The sequence below is a fragment of the Klebsiella sp. F11 genome (genome assembly GCF_056712265.1).
In genome coordinates this window covers 796,637-818,169 of record NZ_CM160060.1, presented here as the reverse complement: position 1 = coordinate 818,169, position 21,533 = coordinate 796,637, and the positions used below count along the sequence as shown (strand labels likewise).

15 protein-coding genes and 7 pseudogenes are annotated in these 21,533 nt (G+C 52.0%); 10 read left to right on the top strand and 12 right to left on the bottom strand.

Features of this window, described 5'->3' with window-relative positions:
- Nucleotides 1–445 precede the first annotated feature (445 nt).
- The 6 genes and pseudogenes from AC1M2H_RS04140 to AC1M2H_RS04115 all read left to right on the top strand — a co-directional run.
- A pseudogene (locus tag AC1M2H_RS04140) lies at nt 446–1,087 on the top strand (MFS transporter); the annotation flags it as partial.
- Nucleotides 1,088–1,173: 86 nt separating this feature from the next.
- Nucleotides 1,174–1,587, top strand: a complete 414-nt coding sequence (gene tnpA / locus AC1M2H_RS04135; protein ID WP_480148419.1) for an IS66-like element accessory protein TnpA — start codon at nt 1,174–1,176, stop codon at nt 1,585–1,587.
- Nucleotides 1,584–1,934 (top strand): IS66 family insertion sequence element accessory protein TnpB, encoded by a 351-nt coding sequence (gene tnpB / locus AC1M2H_RS04130; RefSeq protein WP_191939720.1) that lies wholly within the window; start codon nt 1,584–1,586, stop codon nt 1,932–1,934. The genes tnpA and tnpB overlap by 4 nt, the downstream gene beginning before the upstream one ends.
- Before the next feature lie 30 nt (nt 1,935–1,964).
- Nucleotides 1,965–3,557 (top strand): IS66 family transposase, encoded by a 1,593-nt coding sequence (tnpC, locus tag AC1M2H_RS04125; protein ID WP_480148418.1) that lies wholly within the window; start codon nt 1,965–1,967, stop codon nt 3,555–3,557.
- A 50-nt stretch (nt 3,558–3,607) separates the two neighbouring features.
- Nucleotides 3,608–4,336: pseudogene (locus AC1M2H_RS04120) on the top strand (ATP-binding cassette domain-containing protein); the annotation flags it as partial.
- A gap of 118 nt (nt 4,337–4,454) precedes the next feature.
- Nucleotides 4,455–4,571: pseudogene (locus AC1M2H_RS04115) on the top strand (hypothetical protein); the annotation flags it as partial.
- Nucleotides 4,572–4,578: 7 nt separating this feature from the next.
- Here AC1M2H_RS04115 and AC1M2H_RS04110 read toward each other — a convergent pair.
- Nucleotides 4,579–5,765 (bottom strand): IS3 family transposase gene (locus AC1M2H_RS04110; RefSeq protein ID WP_480151836.1). Its coding sequence is split into 2 segments (ribosomal slippage): nt 4,579–5,489 and nt 5,489–5,765, totalling 1,188 coding nucleotides; the frame shifts between segments, so codons are not numbered across the junction.
- A 16-nt stretch (nt 5,766–5,781) separates the two neighbouring features.
- Between AC1M2H_RS04110 and AC1M2H_RS04105 the strand changes: the two are divergent.
- From AC1M2H_RS04105 to AC1M2H_RS04090, 4 genes and pseudogenes are all read left to right on the top strand, one after another.
- Nucleotides 5,782–6,120 (top strand): annotated as a pseudogene (locus tag AC1M2H_RS04105) (IS66 family transposase); the annotation flags it as partial.
- 31 nt (nt 6,121–6,151) lie between these two features.
- Nucleotides 6,152–7,252 (top strand): annotated as a pseudogene (locus tag AC1M2H_RS04100) (type IV secretory system conjugative DNA transfer family protein); the annotation flags it as partial.
- An 8-nt stretch (nt 7,253–7,260) separates the two neighbouring features.
- On the top strand, nt 7,261–8,013 hold the full coding sequence (gene mobC / locus AC1M2H_RS04095) for a MobC family replication-relaxation protein (protein ID WP_480150398.1): 753 nt from the start codon (nt 7,261–7,263) through the stop codon (nt 8,011–8,013).
- Between the two features lie 281 nt (nt 8,014–8,294).
- Nucleotides 8,295–8,522, top strand: a complete 228-nt coding sequence (locus AC1M2H_RS04090) for a hypothetical protein (RefSeq protein ID WP_480150397.1) — start codon at nt 8,295–8,297, stop codon at nt 8,520–8,522.
- Between the two features lie 98 nt (nt 8,523–8,620).
- Here the strand turns inward: AC1M2H_RS04090 and AC1M2H_RS04085 are convergent, their stop codons facing one another.
- From AC1M2H_RS04085 to tssH, 11 genes and pseudogenes are all read right to left on the bottom strand, one after another.
- Nucleotides 8,621–9,199: a DJ-1/PfpI family protein gene (locus AC1M2H_RS04085; protein ID WP_480150396.1), complete on the bottom strand. Its 579-nt coding sequence runs from the start codon at nt 9,197–9,199 to the stop codon at nt 8,621–8,623.
- 515 nt (nt 9,200–9,714) lie between these two features.
- A pseudogene (locus AC1M2H_RS04080) lies at nt 9,715–9,942 on the bottom strand (contractile injection system protein, VgrG/Pvc8 family); the annotation flags it as partial.
- A 177-nt stretch (nt 9,943–10,119) separates the two neighbouring features.
- A complete protein-coding gene (locus AC1M2H_RS04075; RefSeq protein ID WP_480150395.1) occupies nt 10,120–11,193 on the bottom strand; it encodes a hypothetical protein in 1,074 nt (357 codons plus the stop codon).
- A 22-nt stretch (nt 11,194–11,215) separates the two neighbouring features.
- Nucleotides 11,216–11,650, bottom strand: a complete 435-nt coding sequence (locus tag AC1M2H_RS04070; RefSeq protein WP_480151835.1) for a hypothetical protein — start codon at nt 11,648–11,650, stop codon at nt 11,216–11,218.
- Nucleotides 11,651–11,674: 24 nt separating this feature from the next.
- Nucleotides 11,675–12,730 carry a PAAR domain-containing protein gene (locus tag AC1M2H_RS04065; protein ID WP_480150394.1) on the bottom strand — a complete coding sequence of 352 codons (1,056 nt, stop codon included), beginning with the start codon at nt 12,728–12,730 and terminating at the stop codon, nt 11,675–11,677.
- A 22-nt stretch (nt 12,731–12,752) separates the two neighbouring features.
- Nucleotides 12,753–14,711 carry a type VI secretion system Vgr family protein gene (locus AC1M2H_RS04060; RefSeq protein ID WP_480150393.1) on the bottom strand — a complete coding sequence of 653 codons (1,959 nt, stop codon included), beginning with the start codon at nt 14,709–14,711 and terminating at the stop codon, nt 12,753–12,755.
- A gap of 74 nt (nt 14,712–14,785) precedes the next feature.
- On the bottom strand, nt 14,786–15,241 hold the full coding sequence (locus tag AC1M2H_RS04055; RefSeq protein ID WP_480150392.1) for a hypothetical protein: 456 nt from the start codon (nt 15,239–15,241) through the stop codon (nt 14,786–14,788).
- Entirely contained in the window at nt 15,238–15,966 is a 729-nt protein-coding gene (locus AC1M2H_RS04050) for an ankyrin repeat domain-containing protein (RefSeq protein ID WP_480151834.1), read from the bottom strand. Before AC1M2H_RS04050 ends, AC1M2H_RS04055 begins: the two co-directional genes overlap by 4 nt.
- Before the next feature lie 41 nt (nt 15,967–16,007).
- Nucleotides 16,008–17,426, bottom strand: a pseudogene (locus AC1M2H_RS04045) (Tle-like phospholipase domain-containing protein).
- A 25-nt stretch (nt 17,427–17,451) separates the two neighbouring features.
- Nucleotides 17,452–18,867 carry a serine/threonine protein kinase gene (locus AC1M2H_RS04040; protein ID WP_480150391.1) on the bottom strand — a complete coding sequence of 472 codons (1,416 nt, stop codon included), beginning with the start codon at nt 18,865–18,867 and terminating at the stop codon, nt 17,452–17,454.
- 24 nt (nt 18,868–18,891) lie between these two features.
- Nucleotides 18,892–21,507 carry a type VI secretion system ATPase TssH gene (tssH, locus tag AC1M2H_RS04035; RefSeq protein WP_480150390.1) on the bottom strand — a complete coding sequence of 872 codons (2,616 nt, stop codon included), beginning with the start codon at nt 21,505–21,507 and terminating at the stop codon, nt 18,892–18,894.
- Nucleotides 21,508–21,533: the final 26 nt, after the last annotated feature.

The following is a 21,533-nucleotide window of genomic DNA, read 5'->3' as shown; positions in this document are numbered from 1 at the left end:
GGGAATATGACCGATCAGGCGCGACCAACCCCTTTAAAGCAGCGTTCCCGTTTTTTGGAGCCTGCGAGAAAAAACAGGCGAAACGCGCGTCTTAAAGGGGTTGGTCGCGCGTAGCGTGCGACGGTGTGCCGCCTTTGACCCTGGGGGCTTTGACGCAGCGTTCAGCGAAGACATTGCCCCCATGTTTCTGGCTGTCAGGGCGTCCAGCCAGGACAAAGGAAACACGCCGTTGCCCGTCATGCGGGCGTTTCAGGGACGGACGACCACCGGTCGGCAGACTTCTGAAAGCGCGGATAACGGGCATGAGCGCCGCAGGCGTTCAGTGCTTTTCGTCCTTTTATGGGCGTCACCGCCGGGCGTCGTGCAGGGACGTGGGGTATCACGTCCATCGGTGACGCCCATGTGGTGCGCCCGTCACACCGAAATCAGACCGGAGATCACTGCAATGGGAACTCATCTGATCCAAAGGCTGAATGCCTTTTCGGATGCCTTTTCTGTTTTTCTGCTCTGGATGCAACACAACCCGGTCATATTATCCCTGTGTGCCGGGCTGACGCTGCCCTTTATTTTTCATCTGCCACGTGAGGAAAGAAAAAATGCCCCCTTCTGGTTAAAATCGGTGGCGTGCGTGTCCATCTTCTTCTTTATATCCGGCACGCTGTCACCACTGACCATTCAGGGGCTGAGTTTTTTCTTTACGGTACTCGATAACCACATTCTGCTCAGGTTATCACTCTGGATACTGACGATCGGATTGACGCTTGCCGGTCTGGCCTTTCACATTACCGCCCGACGGTTGCTGGCCGGAGAAATCGACAGTTTAAAACACCGGATGATTAAGAAAAGCAAACTGGAAAGGAATATCAGAACGGATGTTCGTGACGTCAGGGATATGTTGCCTGACAGCATCGAATATAATCCGCTGGATTATATTAATCTGAAAAAAGGTATTTTCATCGGGCTGGATAAAGACAATCAGCCGCAATATATCACCGCCGAAGAATTTCAGACCCAGCACGCCGACCTTATCGGCACCACCGGCTCCGGTAAAGGGGTGAGCGCCTGTGTCCTGCTTTATCAGGCAATACGTAAGCGTAAACCCAGTGCCGTATGTAGCCATTAAACCAGTACTGGTAACTTAGACGCCCACTTGTTACAGACGGACATCTAAGTATGGAATCCCAATACTGGCGAAAAGAACCCCGCAAGAATTATTCGAATGACTTCAAGCTCCGTATGGTTGAACTGGCTTCCCGTCCCGGCGCCTGCGTTGCTCAGATTGCCCGTGAAAACGGCGTTAATGATAACGTCATCTTCAAATGGCTGCGGCTCTGGCAGAATGAAGGCCGCATATCGCGCCGCCTTCCGGCTACCGTAGTGACTTCATCACTACCAACGATACTACCTGTTGAGGTTGTACCTGATCCGACTCCATCTGGCAGGATGAACACTGAGCCAGCTCAGTTCTCAGCGCTGAACGCCTCCTCCTGTTGCGTCGAGTTCCGCCACGGCAAAATGACGCTTGAGAACCCGTCACCGGAGTTGCTGGCCGTGCTGCTCCGCGAGCTGACCGGGAGAAGCCAATGATATCCCTCCCGTCAGGCACCCGTATCTGGCTGGTTGCTGGCGTCACGGATATGCGTAAATCGTTCAATGGACTGGGCGAGCTGGTACAGCATGCACTTGATGAAAATCCGTTCTCCGGGCACCTGTTTATCTTCCGTGGCCGCAAAGGTGACACCGTGAAGATCCTCTGGGCTGATGCTGACGGTCTGTGCCTGTTTACCAAACGGCTGGAGGAAGGCCAGTTCATCTGGCCTGCTGTACGCGAGGGTAAAATCGCCATCACCCGCTCACAACTCGCCATGCTCCTCGATAAGCTGGACTGGCGTCAGCCAAAAACAGCCCGACTTAACTCACTGACAATGTTGTAAAAAGAGCATGACCGCATTATAAATGAGGTCATGAGTCAGGACTATATCGCCCGTATCGCCGCGCTGGAAGACGCGCTTCGCCAGAAAGACAGTCGGCTCAGCCTCGTTGCAGAGACTGAGTCGTTCCTGCGTTCTGCGCTGGCCCGCGCAGAAGAGAAAATAGAGAACGAAGAGCGCGAAATAGAGCATCTGCGGGCACAGATAGAAAAACTACGGCGGATGCTGTTCGGTACCCGCTCCGAAAAACTTCGCCGACAGGTTGAAGACGCCGAAGCCCTGCTGAAACAGCAGGAGCAGCAAAGCGATCGTTACAACGGCCGGGATAACGATCAGCAGGTTCCGCGTCAGCTTCGACAGTCGCGCCATCGCCGTCCTCTGCCTGACCATCTTCCACGCGAAATAAACAGGCTGGAGCCCGCCGAAACCTGCTGTCCGGACTGCGGCAGCGATATGGCATACCTCAGAGAAGTCAGCGCAGAGCAACTGGAGCTGGTCTCCAGCGCTCTGAAAGTGATCCGCACGGTCAGGGTGAAAAAGGCCTGCACCCGATGCGACTGCATCGTTGAAGCGCCTGCGCCATCACGCCCTATCGATCGGGGTATCGCCGGTCCGGGTCTGCTGGCCCGGGTGTTAACGGCCAAATACTGTGAACACCTGCCGCTATATCGCCAGTGCGAAATCTTTGCCCGTCAGGGCGTGGATCTGAGCCGGGCTCTGCTCTCCAACTGGGTGGATGCCTGTTGCCGGTTGATGGTCCCGCTGGATGAGGCTCTTTACCGCTACGTGATGGACTGCCGCAAACTGCATACGGATGACACTCCGGTGCCGGTACTGGCACCGGGCAGAAAGAAGACGAAAACCGGGCGCATCTGGACGTACGTTCGCAATGACCGGAACGCGGGGTCGTCAGACCCGCCCGCAGCGTGGTTCGCCTTCTCGCCGGATCGGCAGGGGAAACATCCTCAACAACATCTTCGCCATTACCATGGCGTTCTGCAGGCCGATGCCTTCGCTGGTTACGACAGGTTGTTCAGTGCAGAGCGTGACGGCGGCCCGCTAACAGAAGCAGCCTGCTGGGCTCACGCGCGCCGAAAAATCCACGACGTCTATATAAGTACTCAGACGGTCACAGCAGAGGAAGCCCTGAAACGTATCGGTGAACTGTACGCGGTAGAAGAGGAAATACGCGGCCTCCCGGCAACTGAGCGGCTGGCAGCCAGGCAGTCCCGGAGTAAGCCGCTGCTGGCATCCCTGCATGTGTGGTTGGAGGAGAAAAGCGCAACGCTGTCGAAAAAATCCCGGCTGGGGGAGGCGTTCGCATATGCCCTGAACCAGTGGGATGCGCTGTGCTACTACTGCGATGATGGCCTGGCAGAGCCTGATAACAACGTGGCAGAACGCGCGCTGCGAGCTGTCTGCCTTGGCAAGAAAAATTATATCTTCTTCGGGAGCGATCACGGTGGTGAGCGTGGAGCCCTGCTGTACGGTCTGATCGGTACGTGCAGGCTGAATGGCATCGACCCGGAGGCTTACCTACGCCATATCCTGAGCGTTCTGCCGGAGTGGCCCAGCAACAAAGTGGCTGAACTTCTGCCCTGGAACGTGGATCTCACCAATAAATAGCCGTCAATACGGCACTCGCTGAACGCTTACCAAACATCGATAATGTTGCCGGACATATTGAGTTCGATAATGTCTTTTTTAGTTACGATGGCCGGAGGAAAATTCTCAACGGGATAAGCTTCACTGTTCCCGCAGGTAAAACTGTTGCGATAGTGGGAGCAACAGGAGCCGGGAAATCGACACTCTCAAGGCTTCTGTACCGGTTCTTCGACATAACAGGAGGAAGCATTCGCATCGATGGACAGGATATAAGAGATGTCACCCAGTCTTCTCTCAGAGCTTCAATTGGAATTGTTCCTCAGGACACCGTTCTTTTTAACGAAACAATCAGATACAACATCGGTTATGGCAGACCTGATGCCACTCAGGAGGATATTGAAATGGCGGCCAGGTCAGCCCGGATAGATGATTTTATCCTGAGCCTGCCCGATGGCTATGACAGCCGCGTCGGCGAGCGGGGGCTGAAACTCTCTGGAGGAGAAAAACAGAGAGTGTCAATTGCCAGAGCCATTCTGAAGCGCCCAGGGATCATGATATTCGACGAGGCTACAAGTGCACTTGATACAGCCACAGAGCGCGAGATTCAGACCAGCCTGCGTGAAATCAGCATTAATCACACGACAATGATTATTGCCCACCGACTTTCAACAGTAGTAGAGGCGGATGAAATACTGGTACTTGAAAATGGCCAGATAACTGAGAGGGGGTCTCATACTGATTTACTTGAGGGTAACGGCCCTTACGCCTCCATGTGGAAATCCCAGTCCAGAGAGAGTTAACTCCGAATTGGTGCTATCAATTGCAGAAAGGGATGTATGGCTTAAGGGGTTTAAATTCCTTTATAAACAATTAACTATCCTCTTAGCGTGGTTTTTTTCATCATTGGCCGTCAAACCCCTAGAAGAGGAAATACGCGGCCTCCCGGCAACTGAGCGGCTGGCAGCCAGGCAGTCCCGGAGTAAGCCGCTGCTGGCATCCCTGCATGTGTGGTTGGAGGAGAAAAGCGCAACGCTTGATCTGGTCAAGTTAAACAGGACACTTTTTTCTCAGCCATCTGTTCATATCGCACTGGCGATAAATACCCATTCGAAGCATGGTTTCTGTCAAGATTGTAATAACGCATATAGTCTGCAACATCACGTTTCATACCTGCCCGCGTCTGCTGCGGGATCAACAGCACCCATTCATGTTTCAAACTGCCCCAAAAACGCTCCATTACCGCGTTATCCCAGCAGGCGCCAACATCTCCCATGCTGCTTCTGAGTCCGTAACTGGTTAACTGCGTTTGGAAGCGCTTGCTGGTATACTGCGCTCCACGATCGGTATGGACGACCAGCCCTGTCGGTGGATTGCGCAGGTTGTAAGCCTGCATGAGAGCCCGGCAAACCAGCGACGATGTCATTCTCTTGTCAATGTGCCAACCGACGATCCGGCGGGAATATAAATCCATGATCGCAGCCAGGTACAACCAGCCTTCACCCGTTTTCAGATACGTAATATCACTCACCCATATCTGGTCCGGTCCGGGAGGATTGAAGTTCTGATTCAACAGATTTGGTGCAAAATCAGCCCCTTTCTTCGGTTTCGTTGTGACCTTCCAGGCACGGCGTTGCCGGCAGAGAAGTCCCTCTTCGCTCATGATTTTTCTAACGCGCCAACGACTTATGGTGACGCCTTCTTCACGGAGCTTTTTAACCAGCGTTCGGCTCCCGGCACTTTCCCGACTGGCAGAGAATAACGCCTTGAGCATCACCCTGACTGCGGTATCTTTCGGCGGGCAGGCTATCGGCTTTTTTCGCCAGGCATACCATGCGGACGGGCTAATGCGCATCACGCGACAAAGCGTCCGTAGCCTGTAATTACCTGCGTTATCGAGGATAAACTGGTATCTCACGACATGTGCTTCGCAAAGAAGGCGCTCGCCTTTTTTAATATTTCCTTCTCAATGCGTAACTCTTTGTTTTCTAGACGTAGCCTTCGGAGTTCAGCTTGTTCATCTTCACTAAGCGGACTTTCATGGCGCTGGCGCGCGGCGGCGACCCAACTGCGCAATGTTTTGGCGCTGATCCCCAAAGAAGTTGCGGCACGCGCAATGGAGTAATTTTGCGTCAGCACCAGGGCCACCGTTTCCTTCTTAAATTCTGGCGTAAACTTTCGCTTCTGATTCACTAAACACCTCCATTTTGGATGTAAGTTTAGTGTCCTGATTATTCGACCACAGCAGCTGTCGAAAAAATCCCGGCTGGGGGAGGCGTTCGCATATGCCCTGAACCAGTGGGATGCGCTGTGCTACTACTGCGATGATGGCCTGGCAGAGCCTGATAACAACGTGGCAGAACGCGCGCTGCGAGCTGTCTGCCTTGGCAAGAAAAATTATATCTTCTTCGGGAGCGATCACGGTGGTGAGCGTGGAGCCCTGCTGTACGGTCTGATCGGTACGTGCAGGCTGAATGGCATCGACCCGGAGGCTTACCTACGCCATGTCCTGAGCGTTCTGCCGGAGTGGCCCAGCAACAAAGTGGCTGAACTTCTGCCCTGGAACGTGGATCTCACCAATAAATAGCCGTCAATACGGCACTCGCTGAACGCTTACGGCAATACTGTCAGGTGACGGGGTATTTGTTGAAGATCCCAAAAATGATGAGTGGGCTCCGCATGTCCTGCGGGACGCCTGCCTGAAAGCGGAAAAACCGTTTGTCCTGATTAACCTGAATGACCTTCATTTCCAGCTGGATTTACTGGCTGATATTTCTCATGAACAACTGGAGGAGCTGTTTAATGCCGGTTTCAGCCTGGGGAAAAAAGGCGAAGGCGCTGACTTTTATCGTATTGCCGACCGACGGGCCGCCAGAAATACGGCGGCTGTTTATGAAAAAGGCATGACATTACGGGATTTATTCAATACCGACTTTGTGAAATCTCTCAGTGAAGATGTGCCTGCTTTTTATGGCGAGCTGGAGGAAATCGCCTTAGTGAACTCAATTAACGCCCGCAACGGATTTTCATTAAAGACAATATTTAATGAGGGCGGATGCTGTTACATCATCGGTTCAATGCGTAATCAGAAAATCATTTCGGCGCAACGCATGATTTTAACCCGACTTATCCAGATAGCCGAAACGCGGGACCGGATACAAGGTAAGCCCCGGCCTGTCGCTATTTTTCTGGATGAACTTAAATATCACCTTTCCCGCCCGGCGCTTGAGGGGCTTGGCGCGGCAAGAGATAAAGGTGTGCATATCATCATGGCGCATCAGTCGGTGAAAGATTTATATGACTGCCCGGCAGATCTGGAGGGGGATGCCGTCGCCGGTTCAGTGATTGAGAACTGCAAGTTCATGCTGGTTTATCGCCTTCGCGATCCGGATACCGCCGACTGGGTGGCCAGAATGACCGGCTCTATTCTGGTTGACGATGAAATGAGAAAAGTGAAAACGGATATTTCCCTGACGGAGAAAATGGAAACTGACCGGATGATCCGCCAGGCCGAACGTTATTATATCGACAGCAATATGCTGCTTAATCTGCCGAAATTTATTGGTTTTGTATTTACCCAGAATGATCTGGCGAAGGCCACAAAACTTTTTCATATACCGGCGAAAAAGCAATATATCGACCTGCTGTCATTTGAGCATAAACACCCGCTGCATACCGAAAAAGACCATCAGATTCACAAACCGTCCATTAACCTGTGAGGCTGTCGATGCTTATTCATAACGTTGCTGAAAGAAATGAAGCCGCAAACCGGAGAATGGAGGCATTGCTGAGTTTTCTAAAGGAAGAAACCTTCTCTGATTTTTTAACCTTAAAAAAAGTTGTCGGCTATAAAGGAAAACATAACCATGCCATGTATAACCTGCTGAATAAAGCGGTTGCGCTGGGCTTGTTGAGTAAACATGAATATCCGGTACTGACCGGGAAAAAGGCATTGTGGGGGATCACCATGCCGGGTCTGGCAAGGGTGGTTAACGCGGATGACCCTGTTTTCCCCGCTTATTTTGAGCCGGGAAAACTCAGGCACTGGACACTGGAACATCGCCTGTTAAACCAGCGAGTCAGGCTGGCCCTGGAGGAAAAAGGCGGTACAGGCTGGCTTAACGGCGACCGGGGGGCGTTTATGGCGCAGTATCCGGGTGTCAGGCACCGACCGGATGGCGTTATTACCCTGAGCAGCGGTGCCATCGTCGCGGTGGAAACCGAGCGCTCGCTGAAAACCCGAGCCCGCTATATCAACATAATTAACAGTCATCTGGCCGCCAGCGACGCCGGGCGCTGGCACTATGTGATGTATGTTATGCCGGATGATAAAACGAAAGAATCGCTGATCAGGCTGTTTGGCAGTATCAGGACGGTGATGAGAAACAGCGTTCCGGTTCCGTTTGATACGAAGAACCGCGAGATGTTTCTCTTCCGCACGCTGGATGAACTGGAACAGGCATCCACCAACCGCGACTAAAACACCAGCCTCTATTGTGAATGTACACAGGATAATAGACACCCTGCAATGACCGGGAGGTTACCCAGCCCGACAGACGTCGAATATCAGCCCTCTCGCGAATTTTTAGACCGCGCTGGACGACAGGGACGCTCAACTGAGCGTATTACCTGGCAAAACCCATGATTTCAAAACAAACAGGACAACAAAATGAACAGAAACGCCGACCCGCTTTCGGACGTACTCACTGAATGTGCGCGAAAGCACTCGTCACATGGATGACTCATTCCGCACAGCAGAGCATGCCACGCGAAGAACCACTGATACGCGGCAGCGATTTTGTGTATGCCCTCCACGCCAATTTTGTTTTGCTCCATGATGTTTTATCAGAGACGATGGAGGATATTCAGCAACAGAGTCATAAACTCGAAGAAAGCGTGGACATCCTGGCGCAGCGTTTACAATCCCTCAGGGCAGAGGCCGATAATATGGCCGCCAGGATAAAATGTATTAGTTCATACTTGATCTGACAGTTTTCTCATACAGCACGCAATAAATATTACAGTCAGCTATGAACGAAGCACTGGCACTTTATCCGGGTGAATTTTCAACGCAAAGACATAGGATATTAAAATCCCATACCTTCTTTTATTCTCTCAACGTTAGCTCTAGATGTCAGTTTTTCTATTAATGTAAATGCAACATTAATAGCTGTTGCTGGACTTTGAGAAGTAATAATATTGCTGTCCACTACAATAGGTCGTTGAACAACATTGACACCCATTTCTAACAACTGCATTTGACGCTTACTACTCAGATGATATGTCGTGCCCGTTCGTCCTTGAAGAGCGCCACTCTTTGCTACAGCTAAAGCGCCAACGCAGACAGAAGCGATAATTTTGTTTTGTGCATTAAATTTTCGAATAAGACTCAGAAGCCGTTCATCAAATGCGTCTTCATAAAAGCCAGCCCGACTCATTCCCCCAGGAATCGCAATAGCGTCAAAACAATTAACATCAACTTCATGTAATTTATATTCTGGTTCGATTGTGAAACTCCAGGCACATTTAACTTTTTCACGTAAACCAACTGTTACCAATTCTACAGGCTCTAATCCGTATGTTGTTGTCCAACCAATAGCATCAGTAAATACACTAGCTTCATACTCTTCTAATCCCTGGCAAAGGAATAAGATCACTTTCTTCATTTCATGACGTCCATGGCAACTATATGTATATAAATAAACAGTGATTATAGCACAAATGTTCTGCAGTTTTAGCTTATTGCCATTAATGTTTTTTCTGTTATTTGTTCGACTATGGAATGGATTTCCTCTTCTGGCACAGAGCTACCTATCAGATTAGCTTTATCCCTGTACCGTAAAAGTGTCAGAGCAGATCTAAACTAATACAGATAAAATAATCCATTCCCCCTTCAACCTGAGCCTGTTGTAAGTCCTCCTGCGGGACTCACTGACTTCTGCTTAAACACGCAGCGCTCCAATAACATAATATTCATCCCGATCTAAGCTGCGCTAGTAGCGTAATTACTGGGGTTAAAATTCCTTTTGCGGGATCTGCGGGCTCTTTGCCGCCCGCACCCGCAGCCTGCGAATTTTCCGGGAACCCGATGCCCGGAAAATTCGCAGGGAAATTGAAACCCCTGTCACTCTGCCAGCCCCGGAATCAGGTAGCGTTCTGCCAGCTCAGTAAGCGCATGGATCACCGCCACGCGCGTCACCTTGCCGTTGATATAACGGGGGGTAAGCAGGTTCTGCGTGGGGATGGTCACCGTGACCGGCTGGCCCAGCAGTTTGCTGCGGTCAATGCGCGCATCTGTGCCGAGCAGGGTCAGCGTCAGCGCGAACGACTCGGACATCGCCTCGCGGCCGGAGAGTTTCCAGAACAGCAGCCCCTCAACCGGGAGCTGAACGGTAATTCGGTTGAGCATAATCTTTATTCCACTATGGGCTAATCTCAGTGCAAGAAGTAAACTAATTTTCAGTTCGCTGGCGGCTATGCTGTGGATATGACAATGCGTAGCGGTAAGGCATTATTCCCATGCAACAAAAATAAAACCACATTTTCTGTGGTTTTATATGGATGATATTAAATTAATATTGTGAAGTCATAATTCTTTCACATGAAATGTAGAAAGAATGATTTCCATGCATCGTTTATTGGCTTCGTAATAATAATCCCGATGATTACGATGGGGCCCAACCACCTCAACGTAACACCACAAATCATTAATTTTGAAGATACGCATGTCGTAATAAGCCCTGATATTCTCAGCAGCACTGACAACCTCTCCAGTACAGCTGTAAAGATCGCCTGTAAACGTGAGATTGATATCATTTGGAATGCTGGCAATGTCCGACGTCGCAAGAGAGACCGCACTATCGTGACGGTTAAAGCGCGCAGTTGCTTCTTCGAAAATAGCCTGTGCAGAAGGATAATCAGCCTGACGGAAAAGACAGAAATTAATCACTCCATGGTTGACATTATCTAACGTGTGTTCAATTACCAGACGATTATCATCCAGTGTACTCACCTGCCATGAATCCGGAATTTTAAATCCACTGTCATTTTTGTTGCTAAGGCTAACTGTTTTCAACAGTTCTGAAAGCATCAGGTTGCTGCGATGCATTAAATCCCAGTTTATAGCAATCAGGGAAATAGTATCGGCAATCGAGTTGTAATCCTTCGAACCACAAGCCGTTTTCAAAAGAAAGTAATTCCCTCCACCATTTACAGGATTATAATCCTTTTGCACCGTATACCGTGAAACGACCTCATCACCCGATGGCATCTTCTTAATAGACAGGATATCCGCAAATTTCCCACTTCCTGAAGGATGCGTAATTATCCTCTGGCTCAGTACTTTCTCGCCCATTAAGTCGAGCTTATTGATAAGCCAGTCTGACGCATTCATCTCCCACTGGCAGTGTTCACATGCAGCCCAGACTTCAATATAGGGGCCGGTATCGTCGGCGATGTATCGTCCGATATTCGTCAGTCCAACCTCCTGAAACGTGACCGGTTTTAACTCTGCTGGCTTAACATTCTGTGGTAACAGTAGCCAGTAATGAAGCATCTCTTTTTCTGAGGAGGTATAGAGACATTTCCAGAATTTTTCCCGAATCTCTTTTTCCTGGTCCTTCATCTCGAGAGGAAAAAGATATTTTTTTTCAGTAACCATAATGCAACCTCACTCGTCGCGCTTACTTAAGCCATAAACCCGAAAACATAAGGAAGCTTCCGAGAGTAATTAAGCTTTTAGCAAAGATAAGTAAGCCAGGCGCCACGGCACGTGTCATAGACGATAATTTTTCATAATTTTCTGCGTTGTATCTTTTGTGCCCTCCCATAATCCCGGAAAATAACGTGCACAGCAGGACTACTGTGACCTTTAATCCCCAGACGCACAGGAAAGACATGGATAAGATGATCGAATAATGTTTGGCCGATGCGACGGAAAATAATGACATTGACTGAGAAAGCCATTTCAACGTAAAGCCAATGACAACTGTAGCCACTAGCACCAGAACGAACATCAACCCTGCCAGAAGCCATTGTTTTTTGTTAAATAAATCTTTTCCATTCCAGATTAGCGCTAGCGTCCAAATCATAAAGAGAATAAAGAAAAACCAATGCATCACAACGTTCCCCATTTACACATTTTAATCTCCTATCAGGACTGTAACACAGCCCGTCTTAATCACACCATCGCCACTGCCCGCCGTTGGAGAAGGCTTACTCTCATCATCGTCATAAATCCAGTCAAGGATCGGTTTGAGAGCAAATTTGATACTGGCATCCCCTCCCAGACCAAGCGCCACTGCAAGCTCACCTGACACCTTGAGGTTAAACGAATAATCCGTACTATCAATCCAGGTTCCCACGCCAGCAGAAGCGCCAGCGCTCCCTGCACTCCCTGAAAGTTTGCCATCGGCAACGACTACGCCATAAAAATCGGCTTTAGCCGTCGCTTCTCCTTTGACCGCCGCTGCTTCTGCGCCAAGTTCCACATTAAAACCATAACGTCCTTTATTACCGTCGTACATTTCACTGACGGCCTTCGCTTCAGCGGTTGCCAGATAAACGTCCCCACCAACCCCGCCGTATTGCTCCCCTTCTTTTCCAATGCTACCCGAGGCGCCATATTGTATCGCGGTAGCGTTAGCATTGAGGTTAATAGCTCCGTAATCGGCCCGATCGGTCACTAACGTGCCGCTGGCATTCGCCACCCCTACTTTTGTACGAACCTCGCCTTTATAATTATCCTGGTTTTTTGTATTCCCGACCGTGATATCGGCAAGCGCGAATCCTGCTGAAGCCGTATCGGGTTTTCCAAAGCCGGATTTATCTTCCAGACTTGCATAGGCGCCGAGCACCCGGGCGTCGTAAACATCGCCATGTATAGCACCATCTTTACCCGCATCCTTCGCCGCCGTTCCTCCCCAATATTGCGGAGGTGCAGGTTGAGTGGTTGCGACCGCAGGGGTCGCTGAGGTATTGCAACCCGTCTTGTCGCCTTCCCTGGCGAGAGGTAAACCGTTCACAAATACCGTTGTTGAACCGCTGAGGATACTTCCCTGACCATGTTGAGAGCATGAAAGCGGATCGCCTTTTCGTGCCGCCGGAAATCCGCCAATAATTACGTTGGGACTTCCGCTTTGAATTGGGCCAGTATGTGCGCTGGAATCAATGCGCGCTCTGGCGGCTGGTTTTCCCATAATAGCGTTCTCTGTACGCAAATTAACTGTTAACTTTTACAATCGCGCCCTTAATATCAGTAAGGTTAGTTCCCGTTATGCTCACCGTATCATTTGCCTTGAGCTCGGTATTAATACCATCACCCAGTTTTGTAAGTTCATCACCTTTGAAGACGGCTTGTTCCACAGCCTCTGCTTTGAGGTTGCCTTCGCCTACGTGAATCTCAATGGTATCCGGGGCGATCAGAATATAGTTTTCTTTAACTTTAAGTTTAATCGTGGTCACAGATTCCAGCAGCGCGTTACCTTCTTTATCCATGGTCAAGACGGTTTGATCTTTCCCAACGTTTATAACGTGCTTGTTAGCAATATTATGCGTTTCATTATTACCTACATCTGATTTCAGGTTCCGCTTAATCGTAATATTTTCATCCTGTCCGACGGTTTTTCTACGATCGACACCGACATCATGGGTTTCAGAATTTTCAATATCCGTATCCATATTTTTCTCTGCATGGATCCAGATCTGCTCGTGCCCAGCTTTATCTTCAAAACGGAGAATATTGGCATTGTCTTTATGGCCATCTTTGCTGCGGCTATAAAAACCCATCTGCGTCGCGGCAGCCGGAAGCGCCCACGGCGGCATGCTGGCTTCGTTATACACGCGGCCGGTGATAATCGGACGGTCCGGGTCGCCGTTGATAAAGTCCACCACCACCTCATCGCCGACGCGCGGGATTTGCACCCCGCCGTAGCCCTGACCCGCCCAGGCACTCGACACGCGTACCCAGCAGGAGCTGGTGTCATCACCCTTCGCCAGCCGGTCCCAGTGGAACTTCACCTTCACGCGGCCATACTTGTCCGTCCAGATACTCTCCCCCTGCGGCCCGACAACCTTCGCGGTTTGAGGACCGTAGGTGCGCGGCCATGCCGTGCTTTGTGCCGGACGATAAGACACCGATGCAGGGATAACGCTGAAATCGGTGCGGTAAATGGTTTCCCCCTCGCCGCTCGCGTAGCGGTTCTCCTCGAAGTGGTAGCCCACGGCCGTCACCAGATACTCGCCGTTATCGCTGAAGAACGGCGCGTTAGTCAGGGTAAAGATGTGCCCCGGCGCAATGCCTGCCGCGGTGGCCGTCGCCTGAATCTGCTGATGCTCCACCTGCCAGCGCTCCTGACGAATGCGGGCATAAAACTCTGCATGTCCCGTCTCGACAAATCTCCCCGGCCAGTCGTACACATCAATGCTGCCTGGCTTCGGCGACGCCGGGTTCTGCTGGGCCTGGAAAAGCCACGCGTTCGGCTTGCGGAAGTCGTAATCATCAAGGCTGTAAATCCCCGGCGTGACGCTGTCCTCCAGCGCCCACTGGCTGATGCCCTCTTCATCCGTACTGCCACCGGACGGCGTCTGGTGGTAAGGAATCACCTCGTAGCCGCTGAACGGCTGGTGCTGGGTGGCGGCATCGGTCAGCACCAGCGTGTGTTTGTCCGCCTCGTGGCTGAAGTAATACGCGATCCCCTCCAGCTCCATCAGGCGGCTGATAAAGTCCAGGCTCGATTCCTGATACTGCACGCAGTAGTCCCACACCCGGTAGCTGCCGGTGAGTTTGTCTTCGAGGTTGACCTGGTGCTCACCCAGCAGGGTTTTGACAATCTGCGGTACCGTCTGGCCCTGGAAGATACGCAGGTTACGGTCGCGCTTCATCGGCCACAGGTCCGGCTCCACCGTCAGCTGGTACACCGCGTATCGGGTGCCCGTCAGCTCCACGGCGCTCACCGCCACGCGCGTCACCTTGCCGTTGATATAACGGGGGGTAAGCAGGTTCTGCGTGGGGATGGTCACCGTGACCGGCTGGCCCAGCAGTTTGCTGCGGTCAATGCGCGCATCTGTGCCGAGCAGAGTCAGCGTCAGCGCGAACGACTCGGACATCGCCTCGCGGCCGGAGAGTTTCCAGAACAGCAGCCCCTCAACCGGGAGCTGAACGGTAATTCGGTTGAGCATAATCGTTAATCCATATGGCTTATGCGATGTAAAAGATTGGAGTAATGCCAAAGTCTGGGGACGGGCTATTAAAATTAAGCCCCGCTATTGGTGACTGGCTGTTTAAGTATAAATATTAACGATGTAATCTTTAGTACTTCAGAAATAACAAACAAAGCAATATTGAGGGGTATAATGCTGATTCCCAGACCAACGATACTCATAGGGAACAGCGTCACAGAGCAACTCATGGTGAGAAATCGTAGGATTTCCTGCGCAAGAGCAAGTCGGACCGCATATCGATGCTTTGTGAAAAAGAACCATGCAGAAAACAATAGTGAAACGGGCCACAGGAGGTAAACGAGATAAAAAGTCCCCGTCAATAAACCCTTTACACCTTCGGCTATGAGCATAAAGATGATAACCCCCAGGTTACCTCTGGTAGCATCCCACCATGACTCGAGTAAACGGAACGGGCCAATCGAGTAAAAGACAATCCCGATGACATCCATAACGCCCCAAAAATAGAAAATTTTAGCAGATTTAATCACTCAGCCTCTCGTCTTACTGGCTCTGGTGGCCATTTCCCGCCGTGTTGTATCAGTGAATCTTTAATTTCGTTAAGTTTCTTGTAGTGCTCGCTATCCTCTTTGGCTCTGCTCAGTTCAAGTTGCAATTGATTTCCCATTGTCCAGCCGCTTTCAGCTTTAATCTCAGAGTTTGCTCCATGCTGCAATAAAAGGAGCACATGATCGTAGGCGCTGTAGTCAAGGGCATCAATTAACAACGCTTTGCCTAAAGAATCAATCACATCAATATTACTTCCTTTATCAAGCATAGCTTGCAGCGTTTCAGTATTTTTGGCCTCAATAGTTTGAAATATAATAGGCTCATCAAAAATTTTATCTTTTGCATTTGGTGATAATCCCCCATCAAGCATAGCCTGTATCCAGACACTACTGTCTGCTTTTAACACAAACTCAGCCGGACTACTGCCTCCTTTTGGTCTAGGCTGTAAGGGATCTGCACCAGACTTAACCAAAATAGTGATGATTTTCAAACAGCTCGGCGTTTCATTCTCGTTTATTGAATTCATGACAGCCCAAAATAACAATGTCATATCTTCTTTACCGGGCTTGTTTAAATCTGTTTCTGAAGCTAATTTAATAACCTTATCAACCTCGCCATTTTCGATTGCACGAGCTAATGTAAGCTGCTGCCCGCTAAAATAGTTATCTGGTTTTAAATCCATTTTTTGTTTACACCCCTGAACCATTAATATCAAACAAAGCACTATCCAGTTTGTTAAAAATGATTTCACACGCGGCTCCTGATAATAGAAATGTCTTCATCCTTTTGCTGTTCAATGCAATTTATTGCCTGACCAATTCCATGACGGTCCAAAGGGCCTCCTGTTCCACCAGGGAGATCGTGTACGATCCCAGCCGCGTTAGGCATAATGGCAGAGATTTCTTCTTTGGCGATAAGTGTTGGTATGTGACCTTTCAACATTTTATAGTCTTCCGCAAGATTAACTTCCTGAACTTTTGTAAGTAGTTCTCCTTCAACGCGATAAGCCTGAATGTTGTCTGCATTACCAAGCAAACTTCCGCCATATTTTTCAACAGTGCTTGAATGCAAACCTGCCGCATTAAATGTCCATCCAGCCTGACCGCTCGCCATTGAGGCAGCTGACGCTAATCCCCCTCCCAGAGAGTGGCCTGCAATGTCTATTTTTTGACCCGCCCTATATAATTGCTTCCCAATTTGAATGGCTTTTCTATAATAATCAGATTCCATTCCTAATCCTTGCGCGGCATTATTCTTCCAGTCAGCCATATTTTTCATTGAAAAAAACTCTGATTCCCTGGAGCCTCTAAATACTAACGTAGGATTCATGTCTTTACCAAAAACGTCTGGATCAGGCTGATAAATGCGTGAAAGAAAATCAGGTGAGTCGGTCTTATCATAAAGTATATTGCTTTTGAGACCTAATTTGTCCAACGCCCCGCATCATTACTAATATCCGTCCCCCCCTCCGGTACCCCAGGCGTGGCTTCCAGCGGGTTAACGGTCTTATACACATTCTCTGCCAGTTTCGCTTTCTCCACCGCGATATTGTTCGCCGCCAGTCATTTAGCCGCGATCTGCGCATCCGGGTATAGGCTATTGCTCCCTTTAGCAATAAGATCCTTACGCGCCTGCCAGCGTTCTGCTTTGGTCATCTCCTGCAACTGCGCCGCGTAGGTTTTTTCCCTCTTTCCCTGGTGTCGGCTCGTCCGGCACCTGCGCCGCTTTCGATTTCACCACCTGCTTCGGCAATACCGTTGGCGCAGGACGCGAACCATACGTTCTCACCATGGTTTCGTAACGGTCGATAATCGTACTCACCGGATACCAGCCTAGCCCCGTATTCGAGGCGGCCTGCAATCGCCCGTCAGCATTGATATAAAACATCTCCGTCACTGATGACCAGTTTCGATAACTCTCGTCAATGGCCGCCACTCTACCCATGTCGAGATCCTGCACAATTAGCTTGCGCGTATCGCGTCCAGATTGATATGGATTCGCGCCACTGATGGAGTGCAGCAAATCATAGCGAGTAAAGAGTGAGCGCAGCGAATTGTCGGGAACCGACATAATCCACTGCCCGGCGACGGACGGGCGGATAATTTTCGCGAACAGCGCTGGCGATACATTCTCGCTAAAAAGATAGACAAACCTGATGTTATACATTCGCTCCGTCCTTTTACCCGCTCGCTTACGGATTCACCAGCCAGGTCCCTGGCTTCGTAATATCCAGCGTCTGGGTACGCGTTCTTCCATTCCCTTCCAGGTCAATTTTGATCTCACCCGCGGGTAATTTAAGCGATGCGTAGCCATTATTCCCCGGACGCAGCGCTTTTGGCTCGCCGTTAACCTTCAACGTTTCACCATCGTGCATGCGGATATAGACCAGCACGACAGGGCTGGCGTCGACAGGCGGCGCACTCTGTTGCGCGGTGGCAACTGGTGGTACCTTCGCAGCCTCCGGCTTGGTTTCCGGCGCGGTGGCGGTGGTCTCTGGTGGTGGACTCACGGCAGCCGTCTGCTGCGTCGCGTCCTGATCGCTACCGCCGAACAACATCGCACCCGCAACTACCCCCACCAGCACACCCGCAGCGACCAGCCCCGGTATTTTATAACGCAGCCAGTCGAGTGCAGACGTAGCCGCGTCTTCTTCCACCGGCACCAGCATCGTGCCCGGCTTTTTGGCCACCAGGACATCATCGATTCCTGCCACAGGCATCTCAATCAGCGCCGCGAATTCGTCGATAGACTGCGGACGGTCCTCCATGTGCAGCGCCAGCGCGCGGTCAATGGCCTGCAGCAGCGGGATGGAATAACCCTGGGGCATGATTTCCACCAGCGGTTTGCAGGTATCCTGAATAGAGCGCACCACGCTGACCGGCGGTGGAGATCCCACAATCAGGGTACGCAGCACGGCACCAAGGGCATAAATATCCGTCCACGGACCCTGCTCGCTTTCGTTGTCGTCGGTGTACTGCTCAATCGGCGCAAAGCCCGGGCGCAGCATGGTTTCGGTTTCATCAGAAAGGTTACCAATGGTGCGGCGCGCGGAGCCGAAATCGAGCAGCACCGGCAGGCCGTTATCCTGGATCTGAATGTTATCCAGAGAGATGTCGCGGTGCAGGTAGCCTTCGTCGTGGATGGTTTTGATCGCACCGAACAGCATCGGCAGCGTGCGGCGGATCCACGCCTCGTTGATCAGCTCCGGCTTTTCTTCACGCAGACGCGAAAGCGTGGTGCCGCTGTAAAACAGCGTCCCCATGTAAGCCGTGTCGTTTTTCACCCAGAAGCGCAGGACGTGCAGAAGGTTCGGGTGGTTAAAGCGCGCCAGCAGACGGGCTTCCTTAATAAAGCTGTTCAGGCCTGCGGAAAACGCTTTGCCGAAGCGCTCGCTGCGCAGCACGAGGGTCATGTCGTCGCCGCGCACGGCGAGCGAGGAAGGCATAAATTCTTTGATAGCGATAATGCGTTCGAGCTGGTGATCCCACGCGCGATAGACAATGCCAAAACCGCCGCCGCCGATCACCTCTTTAATTTCAAACTCGTTGAAGCGGTACCCGACCGGGAGCGCGTTTGGGACAGTCCGATTGTTATCATTATCCGTCATCTTTTACAGTTCTCTTGATGATTATTACGCGGCAAACTGACAGTGAAACTCGCCCTGCTCGCAGGTGACGTGCAGACGTCTGAACTGCTCGTCGCTACGGCTGGCGGTAAGTAAGATCTGGCTCATCTGAGGCAGTAAGGTGTTGGTCAGAATAGCATCCACCATGCGGCCACCGGACTCCACCTCGGTACAGCGCTGAACAATCTGTTCCACCACGCTGTCGTCAAACTCAGAAATAATGCTGTGATTCTCTTCCAGACGGCGCTGAATACGCTTGAGCTGCAGGCGAACAATCTGCCCCAGCATCTCGTCGCTGAGCGGGTAGTACGGCACCACCAGCAGGCGGCCCAGCAGCGCGGGTGGGAACACCTCCAGCAGCGGCTGGCGCAGCGCGCCGCTCAAGGCGTCCGGCTCCGGCATCAGCTCCGGATCGGCGCACATGGCGCTAATCAGGTCGGTGCCAACGTTGGACGTCAGAATAATTATGGTGTTACGGAAATCAATGTGGCGCCCCTCGCCGTCTTCCATCCAGCCTTTATCAAAGACCTGGAAGAAGATCTCGTGGACGTCCGGGTGCGCTTTTTCAATTTCATCCAGCAGCACCACGCTATACGGGCGGCGGCGCACGGCCTCGGTCAACACCCCGCCTTCACCATACCCTACGTACCCCGGAGGCGCACCTTTTAAGGTGGAAACGGTATGCGCCTCCTGGAACTCACTCATGTTGATGGTGATAACGTTCTGCTCGCCGCCGTACAATGATTCCGCAAGCGCCAGCGCGGTTTCGGTTTTACCGACGCCGGACGGGCCGCACAGCATAAAGACGCCCACCGGTTTGTTCGGGTCGTCAAGCTTCGCCCGCGCGGTTTTCACGCGGCGGGCAATCAGATCCAGACCGTGACGCTGGCCGATAACGCGCTGGTTCAGCGTGTCGGCGAGATTGAGTACTGCGTCGATCTCGTTTTTCACCATCCGGCCCAGCGGGATCCCGGTCCAGTCAGAGACCACCGCGGCAACCACGTTTTCATCCACAGCCGCAAACAGCAGCGGCTCGTCACCCTGTAAGGCGTTCAGCGCCTGCTGCTGCTCAGTCAGTTGGAGGCGCAGCTCAGCGCTATCTTCATCGTCCGCCGCAAACAGCGCGGCGCGCAGGCGAATAATCTCCTGTACCAGGCTGCGCTCTTCTTCCCAGTGCTGGACCAGAGCTTCGCGTTTTGTTTCATACGCCTCGCGTTCGTCGAGTAAAGCCGTCACGCGATTGGCGTCACCGGCACCGACGCGCGCTTCGCGCTCAGCAATCTCAATTTCCACTTCCAGCGCGGCAAGATGGCGCAGGCAGTCTTCCAGCTGCGCAGGCGGCGCGCTCTGGCTGACCACGACGCGGGCGCAGGCGGTGTCGAGCAGCGCAACGGCTTTATCCGGCAGCTGACGCGCCGGGATGTAACGATGCGACAGCTTTACCGACGCGCTGACCGCTTCGTCGAGCAGCAGCACCTGGTGGTGCGTCTCCAGCGGTGACACGGTGCTGCGCAGCATCAGAATGGCTTTCGCTTCGTCCGGCTCGTGAACCTGCACCGTCTGGAAACGACGGGTCAGCGCCGGATCTTTCTCGATGTATTTTTTGTATTCCGCCCAGGTGGTGGCGCCGATGGTTCGCAGCTGTCCGCGCGCCAGCGCAGGCTTCAGCAGGTTCGCCGCATCGCCGGTTCCCTGCTGGCCGCCTGCGCCAACCAGGGTGTGGATCTCATCGATAAACAGGATAATCGGCGTGGCGCTGGACTGGACTTCGTTAATGAGCGCCTGCAGACGGGCTTCAAACTCGCCCTTCATGCCTGCTCCGGCCTGCAACATGCCGATATCCAGCAGCCACAGCTGAATATTTTGCAGCGGCTCCGGCACGTCGCCGTCGGCGATACGCAGCGCCAGCCCTTCAACGACGGCAGTTTTGCCGACCCCGGCTTCCCCGGTCAGCAGCGGGTTGTTCTGGCGGCGGCGCATCAGAATATCCACCATCTGGCGGATCTCCTCGCCGCGCCCAACAACCGGGTCAATCTTCCCTTCCCGGGCGCGGGCGGTCAGGTCCTGGCCGTACTGGGCCAGCGTCCCCTGCGCCGCCGGTACCGCACCCGCCGGTGCATCGACGGCGGCAGCGGCCTGCTGCGTCTCTTTGCTGTTGGCGCAGATAGCGTCGAACTGCTCAAGCAGCACCTCGACGTTAAGGCGGGTGAACTGCGCCGAGATGCTTTTCAGCACGTTGGCCAGATTCCAGGTTTTAAGCATGCCGATCAGCAAATGGCCGCCGCGGATACGGCTCACGCCAAACTTCAGCGAGCCAAAGACCCAGGCGCGCTCCACCGCGCTGTCGATATGCTCGGAGAGATCGGAAACGGAACTCGCCCCGCGCGGAAGCACATCCAGCGCCGCAACGATATCGCGCGTCAGCTGCTGTTCATCAAGGGCAAAGTGGCGGATGACCTGCTGCAGATCGCCATCCTGCTGCTGCATGAGCTGATGCAGCCAGTGCACCAGCTCAACATAGGGGTTGCCGCGCAGCTTGCAGAACGCAGTGGCGCTTTCCAGAGAGGTAAATAACAGCGTATCCAGTTTGCCGAAAAGCACGGCACGGCTAATTTCTGACATGTTAGTTTCCATTAACAATGATTCGG